Source organism: Bradyrhizobium sp. JR3.5, assembly GCF_054057015.1.
In genome coordinates, this window is sequence record NZ_JBSRYV010000002.1 from 2,435,243 (window position 1) to 2,456,541 (window position 21,299).

A 21,299-nucleotide genomic window follows, 5' to 3' on the forward strand; every position below is an offset into this window, starting at 1 on the left:
TCGGATTCCTTGGGCACGAAGCAGCAGCGGCGCGTTTGCCCCGCGCGAACCGCTCACCCCGATGTTGTATTCAAAACGGAAATATTTTCCTTTTCAAGTATTATTTCATGGATCGGTTCGGCAGGCTGTCGCATCCGGCGTCAGATCGCCTTGATCACCCTGAAGTCGAGGCCATCGGCTTCGGCAAGATACATCGGCATCCTGGCGTGGCCATTGCGCACCGTGACCGGACCGCGCGGGCCGCGATAGACGAGATTGTCCGCTGCCGCGAGCAGCGGGCGCATGTCCAGCGTGCCGGCGCGGTTGGCGGCAGCCTCCAGCAGGCAGAAGCCTTCATAGGCGGACTCGCCGCACGATCCGACCGGCGGCGCGAACGGACCGAACATCGCGCGATAGCGGTCCCTGAAATCGTCGCCGGCCTGCGAGCCGACAGAGGGGAAATAGCCGGAGGCGCAGAACAGGTTCTCGGTCTTGTCGGCGCCGATGCCGAGCAGCGCCGTTTCGTCGAAACAGCCGGCAAAGCGCAACGTGGTAGCGGCGAGCCCGGCGTCGGCGAAGGCGCGGTTGAAGGTCACGCCGTCGGTACCGATCAGCGAGATCAGCACGACATCGGGCTTCGCCGCACGGATCCGCTCCAGATGCGCCTCGTGATCGTCCTCGCCGACCGGCACGAACTCCTCGCCGACCACGAGGCCCCCGGTCTCCTTGATGTAGCGCTTCACCGCGCGGTGCGACTGCCAGGGCCAGACATAATCGCTGCCGATCAGGTACCAGCGCCCGGCGCGCTTCGCCTCGGCCAGCCAGTGGATCGACGGCCGGTTTTGCCAACGCGGCGTCTCGCCGATCGCAATAACGCCCGGCGTCCGCTCGCCGCCCTCATAGACCGGCGTGTAGATGTAGGGGATCTTGCTGCGGGTGATGAGGTTGCGCAGCGCGACACGCACCGCGCTGGTGTGCATGCCCATGATGAGATCGACCTCGTCGGAGGCGATCGCCTGCTCGGCGCGGTCGATCACCTCGTCGAGTGGGCCGCCAGCGTCGTAGACCGAGAACTCGATCTCCCGGCCAAGAATGCCGCCGCGCCGGTTGATTTCCGCAACGGCGAGCTGCGCGGTCGAGGTCGCGGCCGGCCCCCACATCCCGGGCGAACCGGAGCAACAGACGAAGCCGCCGATCCGCAGCCGGTTGCGCGCGCCGCGCGGACCGAACCCGCCACGATCCATCGGCGCAAGCAGGCGATCCGACGCCGCCGACGCCAGGTTCCTGAACAGCAGGGATGGCGGGAACGGGAGGTTTCTTGCCATGACGTTGGGCGTCGAATGCACACCTGCTCCTGTCCGGCACCCGCACGCCGCTCACGGCATCGCCCTCACGGGCGACGGTGCCACGCTAGATCGTCTTGATCACATTGAAGTCGAGACCGTCGGCCTCGGCAAGATAGATCGGCATTTCGGCACGGCCGTCGCGAATAGTGACGGTGCCGCGGGCGCCGCTGTAGACGAGGTTGCGCGCCGCGGCGGACAACGGCCCCGCGGACAGCGAGCGGGCGCGGTTGGCCGCCGCTTCGAGAAAGCGCATCCCCTCGTAGTTCGACTGTCCGACCGAGCCGATCGGCGGCGCGTGCGCCCCGAACATCGCGCGGTAGCTGATCTGGAACTCGTCATTGGCGCGCGAATCGACGCAGCCGAAATAGCCGGAGGCGCAGAACAGGTTCTCGGTCGCGTCCGGCCCGATGCCGAGCAGCACGGTCTCGTCCATCGCGCCGGCATAGCGCAGCGTGGTGGCGGCGAGTCCTGCGTCGGCGAAGGCGCGGTTGAAGGTGATGCTGTCGGTCCCGATCAGGGTGATCAGCACGACATCGGGCCGGGCCGCGCGGATCCGCGCCAGATGCGGCTCGTGATCGTCCTCGCCGAGCGGGACGAATTCCTCGCCGACCACCTGGCCGCCGGCCTCCTTGATGTAGCGCTTCACCGCGCGATGCGACTGCCAGGGCCAGACATAGTCGCTGCCGATCAAATACCAGCGCTGCGCCTTCTTGACCTCGGTGAGCCAGTGGATCGCCGGACGGCTTTCGGCGCGCGGCGTCTCGCCGATCGCCATCACGCCGGGCGTCCGCTCGCCGCCTTCATAGACCGGCGTGTAGACATAGGGGATGCGGCCGGCCGTGACCTTGCGCAGCGCGAGGCGGACCGCCGAGATATGCGACCCCATGATCACGTCGATCTCGTCGAACGCGATCGCCCGCTCGGCGCGGCGCACCACTTCCTCGATCGGCCCGCCGGCGTCGTACATCGACAATTCGACCTCGCGGCCGCGGATGCCGCCGCGCCGGTTGATCTCGGCAACCGCCAGCATGACGCTGTTGGCCGAGATCGGCCCCCAGATCCCGGGCGCGCCGGAGAAGGTGATGAAATTGCCGATCCTGAGCTTGCCGTCGGTGCCGCCACGGCGCGAAGAGCCCGGCTTGACGGTCAAAGCGAGATCGGCCGCGCAGGACGACGGATTTCGAAACAGGTGCGGCGGCGCGACGGGCAAGCCGCCATACGCCTGGAAGGAGACCGTCGAGAGCACGCCAACTCCTGTCTGGGAAGCAGTACGCAACGCAGCCAGCGGGCGGTCGCGGCATCCGCCCTTTGGTTGGGGGAATATCCTAGGGGAAAATATTGAATATTCAACAATTGAAGTGCATATAGAAATGGCATGAGTTGCCGGACATTCATTCACCGGGTCAGGAACCAGGTCTCACGCCGTGGCTAAACCGCCGAAAGAAAATTCCCCGATCACCGAACACCTCACCTACCTGCTCGCGCAAGCCAACCGGGAGATCAACCGGCAGTTGGAGACGCGGCTGGCCAAGGAAGGCGTGCCGGTCGAGCAGTGGCGCATCCTCAAAGTGCTGTCCGACGGCAACGGACACTCGATGGGCGAGCTTGCCGACGCGGTGCTGCTCAACCATCCGACGCTGACCAAGATGATCGACCGCATGGTGTCGGACGCGCTGGTCTATCGCGTGCAGGATCCGAAGGATCGCCGCAAGGTCCTGATGTTCGTCTCCGACCGAGGCAAGGCGCTGTGCCGCCGCCTGAACTCGCTGGCGGTGAGCCAGGAGGAGCACATCGTCGAGAGCTATGGCGACAAGTCGACCACCGAGCTCAAGCGCCTGCTGGAAAGCCTGATCGGCAGCGCGAACTGAGGCAATAGCCTCCGCTACGACGCCACCTCGTCCTGCGCCATCAGGCCGGCCGGCCGCACCGGCTTGAGGGCGGTATCAGCGACCGGATGGGCCAGCCGGTTGCCGACGATCATGATCGCGCACACCGCATAGCAGCAGACGCCGAGTGCGAATGTCGTGGTGATGCCGAACTGGATCGACAGCGCCATGCCGAGCACGGAAGCAAGCATCGAGGTGATGCCGTTGGTGCTCCAGAAGAAAGGCAGCAGCCCGTCATGCCGCCGCCAGATGCCGAGGCCCAGCGGGAACATCATGCCCATGCAGAAAGCCGGCGGTGCCAGCAGCGCGACCGATACCAGGATGCGGATGTCGGTCGGCGCGGAGCGCGCCCAAGCGGTGACGGCCGGCGTGAGCAGGCCTGCGGCCACCAGCGTTGCGCCCAGCGCCACGAGGCGAGCGATCAACATGGCCGGCCGCGAAGGCGCGGCACCCACAGTGGCGCTGCCGATGCCGCCGAACAGCAGGATCGTGAACAGCACGACGCTGAGCCCGTAGACCGGGTGGCCGAGGAACACCATCAGCCGTTGCATCTGCGAAATCTCGATCAGCATGAAGCCCATGCCGATCGCGGCGAAATAGGCCACCGGCGGCACCAGTGTGGCCACCGGCATCCGCCGCATCAGGCGCGTGAAGGGAATGCCGATGTAGTAGATGCAGATGCCGAGCTGGAAGACGAGCACCCATTTGATGATGCCGAGCGCTGCGTTGTTCTGCGCCTCGAATCCGTTCTTGAGGAACAGATCGGCAAGTCGCGCGGTATAGAAGAAGAATGGCTTGTCGTCGGTCGAGGCCGCGATGTTTGCCGGTAATGAATCAAGGAAGCTCTGGTCGGCCTTGCCCGATAGAAGGGTCGAGGTGACACTGTCATACGCGATATCCGGCCCGAGCAGCAGCTTGAATCCCTGTGCTTCCAGCCGGTCGCGCGCGCCCTGCCATTGCACCGCCGTGAACGCCTCGGGCCGGGTCATGACCGTGACAACGCTGCCGACATTCGCCGCAATCACATGCTGCGACAGTTCGGTCATCGGCACGCCCTGATGCTGCAGCGCCTCGGCCGCGATCGCAATCAGGCGATAGAACTCGCCGCGATAGACCGTCGGTTCGTACCAGCGCGACACCGAGAGCATGCCGCCCGGCTTCAATGCGCGGAAGAAATCGTCCCACGCCTCCACAGTGTAGAGCCTGTTCTCGGTCAGCGTCAGCCCGCCGGCTGCGGTGGCCGCCCAGGTGTCGATCAGCGAGATCTGGATCAGGTCGTAGCGATCGGGCGAGTGGTTGATGTAACTGCGCGCTTCGGCATTGACCAGCGACACGCCGGGCTGACGATGGAGATGGCCCGAATAATCGGCGAACTTGTCGGTCAGCACTTCGAAGATCGCGGGATTGATTTCGATGCCGTGAATTCGCTGCGCGCCGAAATAGAGGCCGGAGAGGATGTCGCGGCCGCCGCCGACGCCGACCACGGCCACATCGCCCGGCCGTTGCTGCACCAGATAGGGCGCGTTGATGACGTCGTCCTTGAGATAGGAAACCTTCGTCAGATCGCCGGAGAAGCGGGTGATCGGCGTCGCCGCGTCGGCATCGATGTCGAGATAGAGCTGCTCGATCCTGGTATCCGGGGTGCGCGAGAAGGACCAGCCGAACGGAATCGTAAGCCCGAGATCGGTCACGCGGATGCGCGAATAGGTGTTCCAGCGCTCGAACAACGTTCCGGTCTGCGGGGCGCCCTTGGCCCAGATCACGCCAAGATGGCTGCTGCCGGTTGCGGCAAGCGCGGTGTGAACCGCGGCGAGCGCGGCGAGACCAAGCGCGGCGTTGCGGCTCAGGCGCACATCGCTTCGGCCTTCACCGTGACGGACCACGAACCAGCCGACGGCCGCGGCGCAGGCGCCGATCCACAGCGTCGCGCTGACCGGATCGATCACCAGCAGCACGAAGATGATGCCGAGGCATCCGACCGCGGCGCCGACCAGATCGGCAGCGTAAAGCCAGCCGCCGACATAGGGCAGCCGGGTCAGGAGAATCGTGATGCAGATGCCGCCCTCGGCAAACGGAATGGTGAAGGCGAGCGCCACCACAGCGAGCGCAGACATGGCATATGCGTCGGGCACGACCAGCGGCGCATACAAAAAGGCGCACATGACAGCGACGCCGCTGAGCGCGAACCGCGCGGCGTGACAGGCAAATTCCGGCGCCACACGCTCCGGCGCATAACGGGTGGAATCCTCATAAACCTTCATTGCACCGCGCGTCAGCCCGAACATCGCAAGGGCGATGGCTCCGAAAGCGAAGTGGTAATGCACCATCACGCTGAAGAAGCGGGTGATGAGGATCTGATAGGCCAGCGTGGCCGACGCCAGCACGAAGATCGCCGGATAGTAGCGGCCGGGCATCGTCGTCGCGGTCTGCAAGGCGCGGCCTCCTGATCGAGCCTTGATCAAAGAGACGCTTTGATGCGCGTTGGCGGCTCGCCCAACGCGCCCCGGCAATATTGAAGCACAGAGCACTAACAAGTGATTGATTGGACGAGCCAATACCGACTTTGAGTAGTGGCCGGACCGTCGGCGGGCTTAGCGCGGGGTTACCAGGGAACCCAAAATCGCGAAAATAGTCCGGTCAACATGTCGGAGAGCCGGTCGCGGGCTCGTCCTCCGGATGCGCTAACGCTGCGCGCGCGGTTCCGGCTCATCCTCCTCATCGATCACAAGGATCCCCCCGTCATGACTTCGATCACGCCGTTCCTCTGGCTCGACAACAACGTCCGCGACGCCGTCGCCTTTTACAAATCGGTGTTTCCGAACGCGGAGATCGAGACCGTCAGCGATTTCATGGCGAGTTTCGAGCTCGAGGGGCAGCGGTTCTACGCGCTCAATGGCGGACCGCAGCACAAGTTCAACGAGGCGGTGTCGTTCTTCCTCAGCGTCGAGACCCAGGAGCAGGTGGATTACTTCTGGGAGAAGCTCACCGACGGCGGCCAGGAATCGCGCTGCGGCTGGCTCAAGGACCGCTTCGGCCTGTCCTGGCAGGTGATCCCGACGGCGCTGAGCCGCTATCTCGGCGATCCCGACCGCAAGGCGGCCGATCGCGCGATGCAGGCGATGCTGAAGATGCAGAAGATCATCATCGCCGATCTCGACAAGGCGTTCGCCGGCTGACGGCGATGCGGCTTCGACGGCGGGCCAGGCGCCCGCCGCGTCAGGGCTTGCGACGGCTTACGCGTAGCGGCCGTGGCAGTGCTTGTACTTCTTGCCTGAGCCGCAGGGGCAGTCCTCGTTGCGGCCGACCTTGCCCCAGCTTGACGGGTCATTCGGATTGCGGTCGGCGGCCGGCATCCCCGGCGCCAGCGAGGCCTGTGCGTAGGTGGCCTCGGTCAGGCGGGCCTGCGCGAACTCGTCCTCGCCGGTGTGGGGATCGAGCTTGTGCGCTTCCATCGGCGGCAGCGGCATCGCAGGCTCGTCCGGCGGCACGATCTCGACCCGCATCAGCTGCGCGGTGACCGCCTCGCGCAGATGCGCGCTCATCTCCTGGAAGAGATTGAAGGCTTCGGTCTTGTACTCTTGCAACGGGTCGCGCTGGCCGTAGCCGCGCAGGCCGATCACCTGGCGCAGATGGTCGAGCATGATCAGGTGCTCGCGCCAGAGATGGTCGAGCGTCTGCAACAGGATGGTCTTCTCGACGTAACGCATCACGTCGGGGCCCCATTGCGCGACCTTCGCCGCCATGCGCTCGTCGACATGATTCTCGATGCGGTTGAGCAGCTCCTCGTCGGCGATGCCCTCTTCCTTGGCCCATTCGTCGACCGGCAGGTCGACGTCGAGCACGCGCTTCAACTCTTCCTTGAGGCCCGCGGTGTCCCACTGCTCGGCATAGGCGTGCTCGGGGATGTGCTTGGCGACGACGTCCTCGACGAAGGCGTGGCGCATGTCGGTCACGGTCTCGACGACGCTGTCGTCCTTCATCAGGTCGATGCGCTGGTCGAAGATCACCTTGCGCTGGTCGTTCTGGACGTTGTCGAACTTCAAGAGGTTCTTGCGGATGTCGAAGTTGCGCGCCTCGACCTTCTGCTGGGCCTTCTCCAGCGCCTTGTTGATCCAGGGATGGATGATGGCTTCGCCTTCCTGCAGGCCGAGCCGCTGCAGCATGCTGTCGAGCCGGTCGGAGCCGAAGATGCGCATCAGATCGTCTTCCAGCGACAGGAAGAATTTCGAGCGGCCCGGGTCGCCCTGGCGGCCGGAACGGCCGCGCAGCTGGTTGTCGATACGGCGGGATTCGTGGCGCTCGGAGCCGATGATGTAAAGGCCGCCCGGCTTCTTCACCGTCTTGGCGGGCTTGTTGCCCTTGGCGGGCTCGACCTCGAAATCCTCTTCCGCCTTCAGCACCAGCTCGCGGAAGCGTTCGATGTCGGCCTTGATCAGCTCGATCTTCTTGGCCTTCTCGGCCTCGTCGGTGATCGCGGCGGTCTCCTGCTGGATCCGCATCTCGAGCGAGCCGCCGAGCTTGATGTCGGTGCCGCGGCCAGCCATGTTGGTCGCGATCGTGATCGCGCCCGGTACGCCGGCTTCCGCGACGATATAGGCTTCCTGCTCGTGGAAGCGCGCGTTCAGCACCGCGAACAGTTTTGCAGGTTTGCCCGCGCGGGCCGCCGCATAAAGCTTGTCCATGCCGGACTCGGAGCCGAAATCGATCTGCTTGTAGCCGTGCTTCTTGAGGTACTCGGCCAGCACTTCCGACTTCTCGATCGACGCCGTGCCGACCAGCACCGGCTGCAACCGCTTGTTGGCGCGCTCGATCTCGGCAAGGATCGCGGCGTATTTCTCGTTCTGGGTGCGGTAGACCTCGTCGTCCTCGTCGAGACGCGCCACCGGCAGGTTGGTCGGGATCTCCACGACCTCGAGCTTGTAGATGTCGAACAGTTCGTCGGCTTCGGTCAGCGCCGTGCCGGTCATGCCGGACAGCTTCTGGTACATCCGGAAATAGTTCTGGAAAAGTGATCGAGGCCAGCGTCTGGTTCTCGGGCTGGACCGTGACATGCTCCTTGGCTTCCAGCGCCTGGTGCAGGCCTTCCGAATAGCGCCGGCCCTGCATCATGCGTCCGGTGAACTCATCGATGATGATGACCTCGTCGTCGCGGACGATGTAATCCTTGTCGCGCGTGAACAGCGTGTGCGCGCGCAGCGCCTGGTTGACGTGATGCACGACGGAGACGTTCTCGACGTCGTACAGCGACTCGCCCTTGAGCTGGCCGGCGTCGCGCAGCAGGTTCTCGAGCTTCTCCATGCCGCCTTCGGTCAGCGTCACCGTGCGCTGCTTCTCGTCGACCTCGAAGTCGGCGGCCTTGGTGAGCTGCGGCATGAAGGTGTCGATGGTGTTGTAGAAATCCGAACGGTCGTCGAGCGGGCCGGAGATGATCAGCGGCGTGCGCGCTTCGTCGATCAGGATGGAGTCCACTTCGTCGACGATCGCGTAGAAATGCTCGCGCTGGACCATGTCCTCCAGGCGGTACTTCATGTTGTCGCGCAGATAGTCGAAGCCGTATTCGTTGTTGGTACCGTAGGTGATGTCGCAGGCATAGGCGGCCTTGCGCTCGGCGTCGTCGAGGCCGTGCACGATCACGCCGGTGGTCAGCCCCAGGAACGAATAGATCTGGCCCATCCAGCCGGAGTCGCGGCGGGCGAGGTAGTCGTTGACGGTGACGACGTGGACGCCCTTGCCGGCGAGCGCGTTGAGGTAGACCGCGAGCGTCGCGACCAGCGTCTTGCCTTCGCCGGTCTTCATCTCGGCGATGTCGCCCTCGTGCAGCACCATGCCGCCGATCAGCTGGACGTCGAAATGGCGCTGGCCGAGCGTCCGCTTGGCCGCCTCGCGCACCGTGGCGAAGGCCGGAACCAGCAGGTCGTCGAGCGTCTTGCCGCTGGCGAGCTGCTGCTTGAACTCGGCGGTGCGGGCCTTGAGCTGGTCGTCCGTCAATTTGACGAGGTCGGGCTCCAGGGCGTTGATGGCGCTGACACGGGACTGATACCCCTTGACCCGACGGTCGTTGGCGGAGCCGAAAAACTTGCGGGCGAGCGCGCCGATCATGCGAAATTCCTGTTCTTCGGTCTCGAGTTCGGTCTTGGTTCAGTCTTGAATTTCAGTCTTGGAATACAGCCTGAGATGGCCCGTCGGATCGCCTATCAACTCACCGTGACGCGCTACGGTTCGAGCCCCGACCCGGGGCTCCTCCGCCAATTGAGTGGGAAACAGGCCATCCTGGGTTCAACGGCGAAAAACGCAGCAAAATAAGCGCTCTCACCGCCGACACGGTCGGCCAGAGATATGGCCCGGTCGGGGGGTTGTCAACGCCGCCAAGATGTCAAGGAATTCATCATTTTGACAAGACTTTCGCGTTGCCAATGTAACACGATTGGGCGAGTGTCCGCCCCGCTCGAGCTTCCCCCCTTTGAGACAAGGATTTTGCATGACCACCTCGCCTCCGGAAACCAAAACCGGCCTGCGCCTCGGCCTCGCCACCCTGGCCGCCACGGGCTGTCTTGTCGCAGTGCTGGCTGCCGGCCTCCCGGTCCGCGCCGCGGAATCCGACCCGGTGCTGGCGAAGGTGAACGGTTCCGAGATCCACGCCAGCGACGTCGCGCTCGCCGAGGAGGAGCTCGGCCCGAGCCTGGCGCAGATGGACCCCGCGACCAAGAAGGACAACGTGCTGTCCTTCCTGATCGACATGAAGATCGTGTCCAAGGCCGCCGAGGACAAGAAGATCGAGAACAACGACGACTTCAAGAAGCGGCTCGCCTTCACCCGCAACCGCCTGTTGATGGACAGCCTGCTTGCCAGCGAGGGCAAGGCCGCGACCACCGACGACGCCATGAAGAAGGTCTATGAAGAGGCCTCCAAGCAGATCACCGGCGAGCAGGAGGTGCGCGCGCGCCACATCCTGGTCGAGACCGAGGACGAGGCCAAGGCGATCAAGGCCGAGCTCGACAAGGGCGCGGACTTCGCCGAGCTCGCCAAGAAGAAGTCCAAGGATCCCGGCGCCTCCGACGGCGGCGACCTCGGCTTCTTCACCAAGGAGCAGATGGTGCCCGAATTCTCCGCGGTCGCCTTCACCCTCGAGCCGGGCAAGATCTCCGATCCGGTCAAGTCGCAGTTCGGCTGGCACATCATCAAGGTCGAGGAAAAGCGCAACCGCAAGGCGCCCGACTTCGAGCAGGTGAAGGCCCAGATCGAGACCTATGTGACCCGCAAGGCCCAGGCCGACTATGTCGCCAAGCTGCGCGAGGCCGCCAAGGTCGAGCGCCTGGACAAGCCGGCCGAGACGGCCAAGGACGCGACGGCGCCGGCGGATGCCGCCAAGGATGCGCCGAAGCCCGCCGACAACAAGATGGCGCCGGCGAAGAAGTAAGCTTCGCTAAGCCAACAGCTTCAATGCGCGATGGCCGGGCTCGTCCCGGCCATTTGCGTTTTGAGGTGCGTTCGATTGATCGCGTCGTCCCGGCGCAGGCCGGGACCCATAATCCGCGGCGGAGCCCTTCTTGCCGCGGCAGCAGTTTCTTGAACAATTGATGACGGTGGTCATGGGTCCCGGCTTTCGCCGGGAAGACGCCGCTGCGCGTTCGCGCCCGAGCCCTCTCCCGCTTCAGCCGGCGAGATGTTATGCAGCGCTTCCCTCCCCGTAGCCGGAAGCCTCTCATGTCCACCGCCGTCTCCCCCCTCGCCCCGCCCGACGTTCCCGAGATGCCCGTGATCGCGGGTGTGCGGCTTGCGACTGCTGCCGCCGGCATCCGCTACAAGGGACGTACCGACGTGCTGCTCGCGCTGATGGACAACGGCACCACGGTGGCCGGCGTCTTCACCAAGTCGAAGTGCCCGTCGGCGCCGGTCGAATGGTGCCGCGCCAAGCTGAAGGGCGGGGCTGCGCGCGCGCTGGTGGTCAATTCCGGTAACGCCAACGCCTTCACCGGCAAGACCGGCAAGGCGTCCACCGCGCTGACCGCGCAGATCGCGGCGAAGGCGGTCGGCTGTTCGACGTCGGACGTGTTCCTTGCCTCCACCGGCGTGATCGGCGAGCCGCTCGACGCCACCAAATTCGACGGCGTGCTGGCGCAGCTCGCGGAGACTGCGACCCCCGATCTGTGGATGGACGCCGCCAACGCGATCATGACCACCGATACCTTCCCGAAGGTCGCCACCGCGACCGTCAAGCTCGGCAAGGCCAAGGTGACGATCAACGGCATGGCCAAGGGCGCCGGCATGATCATGCCCGACATGGCGACCATGCTGTCCTTCGTCTTCACCGACGCGCCGCTGTCGGCATCCGTGCTGCAATCCCTGCTCAAGGCCGGCGTCGAGGACACCTTCAATGCGCTGACCATCGACGGCGACACCTCGACCTCGGACACGCTGCTCGCGTTTGCGACCGGGGCTGCGGCCGCCAACGGCGCACCGAAGATTTCGCGCGCCAGCGACCCGCGCTTGAAGGCCTTCACCAAGGCGTTCCAGCAGATCCTCGCCAATCTGTCCGAACAGGTGGCACGCGACGGCGAAGGCGCGCGCAAGCTGGTCGAGGTCGTGGTCGAGGGCGCGACGACAAAGCCGTCGGCGCGCAGAATCGCGATGTCGATCGCCAATTCGCCGCTGGTGAAGACCGCGATCGCCGGCGAGGACGCCAATTGGGGGCGCGTGGTGATGGCGGTCGGCAAGGCCGGCGAGCCCGCCAACCGCGACAAGCTCTCGATATCCTTCAACGGCATCCGCGTCGCCAGGAGCGGCGCGCGCGATCCGTCCTACAATGAAAAAGAAGTGTCGGAGGCGATGAAGGCGCCGAAGATCCAGATCAAGGTCGCGCTCGGCCTCGGCAAGGCGAGAGACCGCGTGCTGACCTGCGACCTCACCAAGGAATACGTCACGATCAACGGCGATTACAGATCGTAGGGTTCACATCTCGACCCGTCATCCTGAGGAGCGCGCTCTTGCGCGCGTCTCGAAGGATGCACGGCCCTGATGGCGCCGCGTGGTAAGAGCCGGGCCGTCGACCCTTCGAGACGGCCGCTTCGCGGCCTCCTCAGGGTGACGGTGAGAGATAAGACTCGCGGCCTTAACTGCTGATCCGCGCGTCGGCGACTGCCTTCTTGAACAGCGCGTTCATCGCGTCCGCGATGCCCTGGGTCGGGCTGACCTCGAAATAGAAGCCCGGCGAGGCACAGGCCTGCATGTTCTGCGCGATCTGGCTGTTCGGCGAGGGGCCGAACGGGCCCTGATTGAACGGATCGATCCAGGTCATGTACCAGTTGTTGGTCGGCAGCTGCAGATAGGTGGTGTAGAGCACCGCGATCTTGATGTTGCGCTTCTTGATCGCATCGCAGAGCGCCGGATTGATCGGCGACTGGCAGCGATTGCTGCCGGTGATCGGCTTCAGGCAGCTTGAATTCGGCTCGTCGGCGACCCCGTCGGATACGAAGAACAGGTATTTGAGCGGCGCCGACGACGTGCCCGCGCCCGGGTTTGCGATCGCATTGTTGATCTGCGGGAAAATCGTGGTGAACTGGCTGTCCTTGTCCGCGGTGTAGGAATCGTTGTTGCCGTAGACGCCCATCAGATCGATGTTGCCGGCCGCCGACTTTGCACTCGACAGACTCGACGACAGCGAAAACAGGCTTCGCAGTCCATAGGTCTTCGAGGACGCGCCGAAGTCATAGATCGCCATGCGGAACTGGCTCGAATAGGTCTGGGTCGCCGCCGCGGTGTCCATCAATTGCTGGGTCGCGCTGCGAAGCACGTCGATCCGCGTCGTGACGCCAAGCGATTTCGCCAAATTGTAGTAGTTGTTGGGGTCGTTGTAGTCGTGGCAGGCGAAGGCGCACTGGTCGTTGGGTTTGAAGCTGTTGCCGGTGGTGGCCGTGACCAGCTTGGCGACGTCCGTCGGCGTGGCGCCGACGCCCATCGACGGCGAATTGTCGAGCAGCAGATAGAAATCGATATAGAGCGGCATGTTCGCGGTCGAGGTCGAGGTGCCCGACACCGACACCTTGCTCCGCCCCAACACGCCGAGGAACATGGTCGGGACATCTGCGGTGAATTGGACCGTCGAGGTGATGGTGCCGCCGCTCTTGGTCATGGTCGGCGTCACGCTGGTCAGCGTGAAGCCGTTCTGGTTGAAGACGTTGCCGTTGAAGATCTTCCTCGCGTCGGCCTCGCCCGCCGAGATCTCGCCGTCCGAGGTCATGGCGCCGGCCGCGATGAAGCCGGGCGATGCCTTGGCGACCGATCCGACGCTCGCCGCGTCGGCGGCGGATATCAGCTTGCTGCGGATCTGGTTGGCGCGGGAATAGTCGACCGCGCATCCGACCGCGACCAGGAGCGGCAGCAGGGCCAGACCGAAGATCATCGCGATGTTGCCGGAGCGATCGCGGCGGAAACGGCTGACGGTCCGGAGCAAGGTGCGCATGGGTTATATCGGCAGAGACAATGATGGGCTGATAAATCAGGACCCTTCACTCTGCCGACCGCGCATTAAGGCCGACTTATCGCGAATGCGGAAAAAGCGCACCGGCACAAATCGTTTGGCTGACGGCGCGTTGCTGGTTAATGAAAGCTTGCAACACCAGAAGGAACATTCGTGCTGCATGGCTGACATCAAGCTGACCCTCGTCGTCGCCTGCGCGCTGGTCGATGCCGACAAGCGCGTGCTGCTGGCGCAGCGTCCCGAAGGCAAGGCGCTGGCGGGGCTGTGGGAATTCCCCGGCGGCAAGATCGAGCCCGGCGAGCGGCCGGAACAGACCCTGATCCGCGAGCTGCACGAGGAGATCGGCATCACCGTGAGCGAGCCGTGCCTCGCGCCGCTGACCTTCGCCAGCCATGCCTACGAGACCTTCCATTTGCTGATGCCGCTCTACATCTGCCGGCGCTGGGAGGGCATGGCGGTGGCGCGCGAGGGCCAGAACCTGGCCTGGGTCCGCGCCAGCAAGCTGCGCGACTACCCGATGCCGCCCGCGGATATCCCGCTGCTGCCGCATCTGATGGATCTGTTGCTGTGATCTTAGCCTCCCCCGCTGGCGGGAGAGGCGGCTACCCAAAATATCGAAAACAACCCCATGCACAGTAGCCGGCGGCGGCCGGCGTTCGGCCAAGCGACTTGACGCGTCGGGCAACTCACAGGTATTTTCCAATATTCCGAAATCGCGCAAGCAGCCGCCGCCACGGGGGCGGTCGCATTTGGCATCTGTGCGGACTTCTGCCACGGCCACAGTCCCGATGCGGCCCGCGGACATCCCGCTGCTGCCGCATCTGATGGATTTGCTGCTGTGATCTCTTCATCCTCCCCCTTCAGGGGAGGATGAAGCCTTCACCGCCGCTTCCAGACTCGCCTTCGCCGAGCCGGGCTTCAGCGGCTTCGGCTGGCTGTCATGCGGCGCCCAGCCGGACAGCCAGACGATGTCGAAGGTGGCGCGGATGCGGCCGTCGGGGTCGGCGAAACGTTCGGCATAAATCCTGCGCCATGCGCAGCATGGTGGCGCGGCGGGTCGGGGTGTGGCGGCGCTCGCGCAGCACATTGGTCGCGCCCATCCGCCTGAGATCGGCCATCAGCGCGAACGCGCTTGAATAGCGCACCACGACGCGGTCGACGTCGGTCACCGGCAGCGCGAAGCCGGCCCGCTGCAACAGCGCGCCGATATCGCGCAGATCGGCGAATGGCACAACGCGCGGCGACACCCCGCCCTCGCACTCGGCTTCCGCCGCGGCAAAGCTCTGCCTGAGCTCGGTCAGCGTGTCGCCGCCGAGCATCGCCGCGAGCAGCAGCCCATCGCCCTTCAGCGCCCGGCGAAGTTGCGCCAGTACACCCGGCAGATCATTGACGAACTGGAGCGCCAACGCGGAGACCACGAGATCGAGCGACTCGGGCGGCAGGCCGAGCGCTTCCGTCTCAGCGAAACCGATCGTATCGACCGATCCGACTCGCCCGCGCAAGGCGTCCGCGAGCCCGTCCCCCGGCGTCCAGACGTCGGCCGCGGAAGAAAAGCTGCGCGACACCGCCAGCAAGCGGTCGGCCATGTCCTCTGTGGCGCGCTCGAGCAGGAACGTCGCCGCCCCCTCGCGCCGCGCGCGCGCCAGCCGCGCGCCAAGCAGTGCGCGATCGAACAGGATGGGGGCCGTGGCCGGGGTCGGTGCCATCCGCGCTGGTTACGCCGGACCGCCGCAGCAGGCAATGCGCGCCTTGAGCCCGTGCGGCTCAAACGCTAGCCTCGTCAGCCATGGACGCCGAGGCATCACCGACACGCTCCATTTCCGGTCACATCCAGCGTGCGCTCGGCACAGTCGGGGGCGCGTGGCTGCGCACCGCGCGGCTGGCGCTCGACATCGCGCTGCCGACGCTGTGCGTGTCGTGCCGCGAGCCGGTCGATGGTGCCGGCGTCTGCGCGGCCTGCTGGGCCAAATTGTCGTTCATCGCGCCGCCGTTCTGCCCGCGGCTCGGCATTCCCTTTGTCTACAGATCCCGGACCGGAGCTGCTGTCAATGGAGGCGATCGCCAATCCGCCCGCCTACCAGCGCGCCCGCGCCGCGGTGCGCTATGACGACGTCGCGCGCACCTTGGTGCATGCATTGAAATACCAGGATCGCACCGATCTGGCGCCGACAATGGGCCGCTGGATGGCGCGGGCGGGGAAGGAATTGCTCCAAGGCGCCGACATGCTGGTGCCGGTTCCCCTGCACTGGCGGCGCGGCTGGAGCCGGCGCTACAACCAGTCCGGCGCGCTGGCCAAGGTGATCGCACGCCAGAGCGGCGTCAAAATGGTCTCCGAGGCGCTGCGGCGCACCCGCGCCACCGAGCAGCAGATCGGGTTGTCGCGCAAGGATCGCGCCAGCAATGTGCAGGGCGCATTCGGGGTCGCCGATGAACGCAAGGCTGACATCCAGGGCCGCCGCGTGATCCTGGTCGACGACGTCCTGACCTCAGGCGCCACGGTGGATGCCTGCGCGCGGGCACTATTGCGCGCCAAAGCCGCGCAGGTCGACGTGCTGGTGTTTGCCCGGGTTGTCGATACCCACCGCGCTCCCATATAATCTGTCACTCAGGTTCAACCGAGCACACCATGACCGCTGCCATCGAAATCTATACCCGCCCGGGCTGCGGTTATTGCACCGCGGCCAAATCGCTTTTGACGCGCAAGAACGCCGCGTTCACCGAATTGAGCGTTGCGAGCAACCCGGCCTATCGCGACGAGATGTACGACCGCGCCGGCGCCGGGTCGACGTTCCCGCAGATCTTCATCGACAAGACCCATGTCGGCGGCTGCGACGAGCTCTACGCGCTCGACCGCGAGGGCAAGCTCGACGGCCTGATCAGCAACGGAGGCGGCGCCTGATGAGCACGGACAACATTTTCACCGCCGCCATGGTGCAGATGCGCACCGGATTGCTGCCCGAGCCGAGCCTCGAGCAGGGCACGCGGCTGATCCGCGAAGCCGCGGCGCAGGGCGCCAAATACGTGCTGACGCCTGAAGTCAGCAACATGATGCAGCTGAACCGCAAGGCGCTGTTCGAGCATCTGGCCAGCGAAGAGGACGACAAGTCGCTGCAAGCCTATCGCGCGCTAGCCGCCGAACTGACGATCCATCTGCATATCGGCTCGCTGGCGCTGCGCTACTCGCCGGAGAAGGCGGTCAACCGCTCGTTCCTGATCGGGCCCGAGGGCAATGTGCTCGCGAGCTACGACAAGATCCATATGTTCGACATCGATCTGCCGGGCGGCGAGAGCTATCGCGAATCGGCCAACTACCAGCCCGGCGAGACCGCCGTGATCTCCGACCTGCCCTGGGGCCGGATCGGACTGACGATCTGCTACGACGTGCGCTTCCCGGCGCTGTATCGCGCGCTCGCGGAAGCCGGCGCGTCGTTCCTCACCGTGCCATCCGCCTTCACCCGCAAGACCGGCGAAGCGCATTGGCACACGCTGCTGCGCGCCCGTGCCATCGAGACCGGCTGTTTCGTGTTCGCTGCGGCCCAGGCCGGCATGCACGAGAACAAGCGCGAGACCTTCGGGCATTCGCTGATCATCGACCCCTGGGGCGAGATCCTCGCCGAGGGTGGCGTCGAGCCCGGCGTGTTCCTGGCCGAGATCGATCCCGCCAAGGTCGAGACCGCGCGCAAGACCATCCCTTCACTTCAGCACGGCAGGCGTTTCGGCATCGCCGACCCCAAGGCCGGCCCGGAGCATCTGCACCTCGTCCGGGGTTCGGCATGATCCGCTACACGCTGCGCTGCGAGCGCGGCCATCAGTTCGAGAGCTGGTTCCAGAGCTCGTCGGCCTATGAATCGCAGGAGCGGCGTCACCTGATCGATTGCCCGGCCTGCGGCTCTGATAAGATCGAGCGCGCGATCATGGCGCCGCAAATCGTCAGCAAGAAGGGCCGCGAACCGGCGCAGCCGGCGCCAGCCGCTCCCGTCGAGGCACCTGTCAGTGAATCGACGTCACTGATGATGGCCCAGGAGCCGCGCGAGCTGCGCAGCAAGCTGAAGGAACTGCGCGACCATATCGTGAAGAACGCCGACAATGTCGGCGAGCGCTTCCCGAACGAGGCACGCAAGATGCATTACGGCGATATCGAGCATCGGCCGATCTATGGCGAGGCCTCGCCCGAAGAGGCGCGCGCGCTGATCGACGAAGGCGTCGAGGTCTCGCCGCTGCCGACGCTGCCGGAAGACCGGAATTGACCGCGACCTGGCAGGTCTGGGCGTTCCTTTCGGCTATTTTCGCCGCGCTGACCGCGATCTTCGCCAAGGTCGGCGTCGAGGGCATCAACTCCGATCTCGCCACGCTGATCCGCACCGTGGTCGTGCTGATCACGCTGTCGGCCATCCTGTTCGCGACCGGGCAATTCACCCAAGCCGGACCAATCTCGGGCAAGAGCTGGCTGTTCCTGCTGCTGTCCGGGCTCGGCACCGGCGCGTCGTGGATCTGCTATTTCCGCGCGCTGAAGCTCGGCCCCGCGACGCTGGTCGCGCCGATCGACAAGCTCAGCGTGGTGCTGGTGGCGCTGTTCGGCGCCGTGTTCCTCGGCGAGCGCCCTTCGGCCTATGGCTGGATCGGGATCGCTTTGATCTCGGCCGGCGCGGTGCTGATCGCCGTCAAGGGCTGATCTTAAGCGGCGATCAACAAGGCAACGCCAACGACGATCAGGACGATGCCCAAAACCTCACGCAGCGAGAATGGCTGCTTGAGCGAGAAATACGCCACGCCCTGCGCGAAAAGCACCTCGATCAGCGCCAGTGTGCGCACGTTGGCGGCAGCGGTGAGCGCGAACGCCAGGAACCAGAATTGCGAGGAGAACGCGCCCATGAAGCCCGCGAACATCGAGGGCCGCCACAGGCCGAGGATCTTTCGCAGCACGTCGGGCGCGCGCAGCAACAGATAGACAGACAGGATCAGCGTCTGGACGAACAGGCTCCACATCAGCGTGTAGGAGGCCGCCGTCACGAACGAGACGCCGGGCACGGCAATGATCGCGCCGCGAAAACTCACCGCCGAGATCGCGAACACCGCGGCGGCGCCGAGGCCGAGCACGGTCGGGCGCAAATCGGCAAAGCTCCTCGAGCCGCCGGGCCTGAGCGCGGTGACGACGACGCCGATGGTCGCGATCACGATTGCGATCACCTTGGCTGACGTCAGATGGTCGCCGAGGGAGATGAAGCCGAAGATCGCGGTCTGGATCGCCTCGGTCTTCATGTAGGCCGTGGTCACCACGAAGGAGCGGTCGTTCATCGCCAGCAGCATGAAGCCGGTGCCGACGATCTGGCTGAGTGCGCCGGACAACAGCCACGGCCAGAACGACTCCGCCGGCCACGGCACGCGATCGCCGGTCAGCAGCACCGCCAGCGCGAAGAACACCACCGAAAACGGCAGGCCGAACAGGAAGCGGATATTGGTCGCACCCCAGGTCCCGAGCGGCCCGGTCAGATGCCGCTGCATCGCATTGCGCGCCACCTGCCCGAACGCAGCGACGATGGTGAAGGGGATCCAGAGCGAGGCGATCGTGAGCATGCGGGAAGGGAAATGTGCCGGGCAGGAATACGCGCGCAGCGTGCCCGGCGCGACGGATGCGGTCAACCAACGCGGCGCATGACTGGGCTGCGCGACATCCACAAGGTGTCGTCCCTGCGAAAGCAGGGACCCATAACCACAGAGAGCGGTTCGTGGCACACCGGTCAGACAAGCAAGTCACTGAGGTCCCGCCACTCGGGATTATCGCGCTCGATCAGCTCGATCTTCCAGTCGCGCTTCCATTTTTTGAGCTGCTTCTCGCGCGTGATGGCTTCCTCCGCACGCTGATATGATTCGACATGCACGAGGCGATGGACGCCATATCTCTTGACGAACAGTGAGCCTGTACCGGCCTTGTGCTCATCCAGCCGTTTGTGAACGGAATTCGTCACGCCGATATACAGCGTGCCATGGCGACGGCTGGCGAGGATGTAGACATAGTACATGCTCGGAACGCAGATCTCGCCCAATTATTTGGGCCGGTGGTTATGGGTCCCTGCTTTCGCAGGGACGACACCGGATGTATCGGCGAAAGCCGGGTTAACTTCACTGACTTTAAGCCGCCAGCAAGGGGCACGCCGATACCCAAACTCCCCGTCGTCCCTGCGAAAGCAGGGACCCATAACCACAGGGAGCGGTGCGGGGCACGGCAGTCAGACAAGCAGGTCGCTGAGGTCCCGCCACTCGGGGTTTTCGCGCTCGATCAGCTCGATCTTCCAGTCCCGCTTCCATTTCTTGAGCTGCTTTTCGCGCGCGATGGCTTCTTCTGCGAGTTGGTAGGACTCGACATGCACGAGGCGATACACGCCGTACCTTTTGACAAACGACGAGCCCTTGCCGACCTTATGCTGCTCGAGCCTTGTCTGCACGGAATTCGTCACGCCGATATACAGCGTGCCATGGCGTCGGCTAGCGAGGATGTAGACGTAGTACATGCTCGGAACGCGGATCTCGCCTAGCCATGTGGGCCGGTGGCTATGGGTCCCTGCTTTCGCAGGGACGACACCTGCCGCGAGGCAACAGCGTCTCACATCGCCGCGATTCACGCCATAAGCTCGCTGTCGTCCCTGCGGAAGCAGGGACCCATAACCACAGGGAGCGGTTTGCGGCGCGGTGGTTGAGCCGGCGATGAGACGGATGGTGTCGATCGGATTCCGAAGCAGGTCCTGAGCTAAGGTCGCACTCAACAACATCGGCCGATGGTTATGGGTCCCTGCTTTCGCAGGGACGACAGCGGCCTTGTGGTTGAAGTCGCGGCAAGTTCGGAGTCCTACACCTCTTCCGCCACCACCATGTAGTTCACGTCCATGTCGGTCGAGACGCTCCATTTGTCGGCGAGCGGGTTGTAGACCACGCCGGCCTGTTCGGTGACGGCGAGATTGACGTCGCCGAGATAGCGCTCGAGCTCGGCGGGGGTGACGAACTTGCTCCAGTCATGGGTGCCGCGCGGCAGCCAGCGCAGCACGTATTCGGCGCCGACGATCGCCAGCGCAAAGCTCTTCCAGTTGCGGTTCAAGGTCGAGACCACCATCAGCCCGCCGGGCTTGAGCATGACGGCGCAGCGCTTGATGAAGGCGCCGACGTCGACGACGTGCTCGACCACCTCCATCGCCAGCACGATGTCGAAGCGCTCGCGTGCGTCCATGTCCTCCACCGTGGTGCAGCGGTAGTCGATCGACAGATGCCCCTTGTCGGCGTGCAGCTTCGCCGCAGCGATGTTGGTGGCGGAGGGATCGATCCCGATCACCTGGGCGCCGAGCCGGGTGAACGGCTCGCACAACAGCCCGGCGCCGCAGCCGATGTCGAGCAGGCGCAGGCCGGACAGGCAGCTCAGGCTCTTGGCGTTGCGCTCGAACTTGCGGCAGGCGGCGTCGCGGATATAGGTCAGGCGCAGCGGGTTGATCTTGTGCAGCGGCGCCATCTTGCCGCGCGGGTCCCACCATTCATCCGACAGTTTCGAGAACTTCGCGATTTCGGCCGGATCGACCGAGGCGGCGGTGGAATTGGAAAGCGTTGTGGTCATGATTGCGCGCGCCC

The 21,299-nt window shown here is 64.9% G+C and carries 17 protein-coding genes and 3 pseudogenes; 10 read left to right on the forward strand and 10 right to left on the reverse strand.

Features of this window, described 5'->3' with window-relative positions; genetic code table 11:
- Nucleotides 1–140: 140 nt before the first annotated feature.
- Together ACVWW1_RS28560 and ACVWW1_RS28565 are read right to left on the reverse strand one after the other, a co-directional pair.
- Nucleotides 141–1,304, reverse strand: a complete 1,164-nt coding sequence (locus ACVWW1_RS28560; RefSeq protein WP_456658215.1) for a substrate-binding domain-containing protein — start codon at nucleotides 1,302–1,304, stop codon at nucleotides 141–143.
- An 85-nt stretch (nucleotides 1,305–1,389) separates the two neighbouring features.
- Nucleotides 1,390–2,571, reverse strand: coding sequence for a substrate-binding domain-containing protein (locus ACVWW1_RS28565; protein ID WP_456658216.1), 1,182 nt, complete (start codon nucleotides 2,569–2,571; stop codon nucleotides 1,390–1,392).
- Nucleotides 2,572–2,749: 178 nt separating this feature from the next.
- Here ACVWW1_RS28565 and ACVWW1_RS28570 point away from each other — a divergent pair, with 178 nt between their 5' ends.
- The gene (locus ACVWW1_RS28570) at nucleotides 2,750–3,193 is read left to right on the forward strand and encodes a MarR family winged helix-turn-helix transcriptional regulator (protein WP_038387042.1); all 444 of its coding nucleotides are present in this window, start codon (nucleotides 2,750–2,752) and stop codon (nucleotides 3,191–3,193) included.
- A 14-nt stretch (nucleotides 3,194–3,207) separates the two neighbouring features.
- Here ACVWW1_RS28570 and ACVWW1_RS28575 read toward each other — a convergent pair whose 3' ends face one another.
- Nucleotides 3,208–5,643 carry a hypothetical protein gene (locus ACVWW1_RS28575; protein WP_456658217.1) on the reverse strand — a complete coding sequence of 812 codons (2,436 nt, stop codon included), beginning with the start codon at nucleotides 5,641–5,643 and terminating at the stop codon, nucleotides 3,208–3,210.
- 309 nt (nucleotides 5,644–5,952) lie between these two features.
- On the opposite strand from ACVWW1_RS28575, the gene ACVWW1_RS28580 reads away from it, so the two are divergent.
- On the forward strand, nucleotides 5,953–6,387 hold the full coding sequence (locus ACVWW1_RS28580; RefSeq protein ID WP_173640120.1) for a VOC family protein: 435 nt from the start codon (nucleotides 5,953–5,955) through the stop codon (nucleotides 6,385–6,387).
- 57 nt (nucleotides 6,388–6,444) lie between these two features.
- On the opposite strand, the pseudogene secA reads toward ACVWW1_RS28580, so the two are convergent.
- Nucleotides 6,445–9,310: pseudogene (gene secA / locus ACVWW1_RS28585) on the reverse strand (preprotein translocase subunit SecA).
- Between the two features lie 379 nt (nucleotides 9,311–9,689).
- On the opposite strand from secA, the gene ACVWW1_RS28590 reads away from it, so the two are divergent.
- Nucleotides 9,690–10,628 carry a peptidylprolyl isomerase gene (locus tag ACVWW1_RS28590; RefSeq protein WP_176396250.1) on the forward strand — a complete coding sequence of 313 codons (939 nt, stop codon included), beginning with the start codon at nucleotides 9,690–9,692 and terminating at the stop codon, nucleotides 10,626–10,628.
- 287 nt (nucleotides 10,629–10,915) lie between these two features.
- Nucleotides 10,916–12,157: a bifunctional glutamate N-acetyltransferase/amino-acid acetyltransferase ArgJ gene (argJ, locus tag ACVWW1_RS28595; protein WP_456658218.1), complete on the forward strand. Its 1,242-nt coding sequence runs from the start codon at nucleotides 10,916–10,918 to the stop codon at nucleotides 12,155–12,157.
- Between the two features lie 163 nt (nucleotides 12,158–12,320).
- Here the strand turns inward: argJ and ACVWW1_RS28600 are convergent, their stop codons facing one another.
- Nucleotides 12,321–13,670, reverse strand: a complete 1,350-nt coding sequence (locus tag ACVWW1_RS28600) for a pilus assembly protein TadG-related protein (RefSeq protein WP_456658219.1) — start codon at nucleotides 13,668–13,670, stop codon at nucleotides 12,321–12,323.
- Nucleotides 13,671–13,848: 178 nt separating this feature from the next.
- Between ACVWW1_RS28600 and ACVWW1_RS28605 the strand changes: the two genes are divergently transcribed.
- Nucleotides 13,849–14,259, forward strand: coding sequence for a (deoxy)nucleoside triphosphate pyrophosphohydrolase (locus tag ACVWW1_RS28605; RefSeq protein WP_212311948.1), 411 nt, complete (start codon nucleotides 13,849–13,851; stop codon nucleotides 14,257–14,259).
- Between the two features lie 276 nt (nucleotides 14,260–14,535).
- Here the strand turns inward: ACVWW1_RS28605 and ACVWW1_RS28610 are convergent.
- A pseudogene (locus tag ACVWW1_RS28610) lies at nucleotides 14,536–15,394 on the reverse strand (methyltransferase domain-containing protein).
- Nucleotides 15,395–15,474: 80 nt separating this feature from the next.
- On the opposite strand from ACVWW1_RS28610, the pseudogene ACVWW1_RS28615 reads away from it, so the two are divergent.
- The 5 genes and pseudogenes from ACVWW1_RS28615 to ACVWW1_RS28635 all read left to right on the forward strand — a co-directional run bounded on the left by ACVWW1_RS28615 (nucleotide 15,475) and on the right by ACVWW1_RS28635 (nucleotide 18,360).
- A pseudogene (locus tag ACVWW1_RS28615) lies at nucleotides 15,475–16,285 on the forward strand (ComF family protein).
- A 29-nt stretch (nucleotides 16,286–16,314) separates the two neighbouring features.
- Nucleotides 16,315–16,587: a glutaredoxin 3 gene (gene grxC / locus ACVWW1_RS28620; protein WP_176528510.1), complete on the forward strand. Its 273-nt coding sequence runs from the start codon at nucleotides 16,315–16,317 to the stop codon at nucleotides 16,585–16,587.
- Complete coding sequence (locus tag ACVWW1_RS28625) at nucleotides 16,587–17,465, forward strand: carbon-nitrogen hydrolase family protein (RefSeq protein ID WP_456658220.1); 879 nt, start codon at nucleotides 16,587–16,589, stop codon at nucleotides 17,463–17,465. The genes grxC and ACVWW1_RS28625 overlap by 1 nt, the downstream gene beginning before the upstream one ends.
- Entirely contained in the window at nucleotides 17,462–17,935 is a 474-nt protein-coding gene (locus tag ACVWW1_RS28630; protein WP_456658221.1) for a DUF1178 family protein, read from the forward strand. Before ACVWW1_RS28625 ends, ACVWW1_RS28630 begins: the two co-directional genes overlap by 4 nt.
- The gene (locus ACVWW1_RS28635) at nucleotides 17,932–18,360 is read left to right on the forward strand and encodes an EamA family transporter (protein ID WP_173640110.1); all 429 of its coding nucleotides are present in this window, start codon (nucleotides 17,932–17,934) and stop codon (nucleotides 18,358–18,360) included. The genes ACVWW1_RS28630 and ACVWW1_RS28635 overlap by 4 nt, the downstream gene beginning before the upstream one ends.
- A gap of 2 nt (nucleotides 18,361–18,362) precedes the next feature.
- Here ACVWW1_RS28635 and ACVWW1_RS28640 read toward each other — a convergent pair whose 3' ends face one another.
- The 4 genes from ACVWW1_RS28640 to ubiG form a co-directional block, all read right to left on the reverse strand.
- A complete protein-coding gene (locus ACVWW1_RS28640) occupies nucleotides 18,363–19,262 on the reverse strand; it encodes an EamA family transporter (protein WP_456660698.1) in 900 nt (299 codons plus the stop codon).
- Between the two features lie 164 nt (nucleotides 19,263–19,426).
- The gene (locus ACVWW1_RS28645; protein WP_456658222.1) at nucleotides 19,427–19,708 is read right to left on the reverse strand and encodes a GIY-YIG nuclease family protein; all 282 of its coding nucleotides are present in this window, start codon (nucleotides 19,706–19,708) and stop codon (nucleotides 19,427–19,429) included.
- A gap of 207 nt (nucleotides 19,709–19,915) precedes the next feature.
- Complete coding sequence (locus ACVWW1_RS28650; RefSeq protein WP_456658223.1) at nucleotides 19,916–20,197, reverse strand: GIY-YIG nuclease family protein; 282 nt, start codon at nucleotides 20,195–20,197, stop codon at nucleotides 19,916–19,918.
- A gap of 335 nt (nucleotides 20,198–20,532) precedes the next feature.
- A complete protein-coding gene (gene ubiG / locus ACVWW1_RS28655) occupies nucleotides 20,533–21,285 on the reverse strand; it encodes a bifunctional 2-polyprenyl-6-hydroxyphenol methylase/3-demethylubiquinol 3-O-methyltransferase UbiG (RefSeq protein ID WP_456658224.1) in 753 nt (250 codons plus the stop codon).
- Between the last annotated feature and the right edge of the window lie 14 nt (nucleotides 21,286–21,299).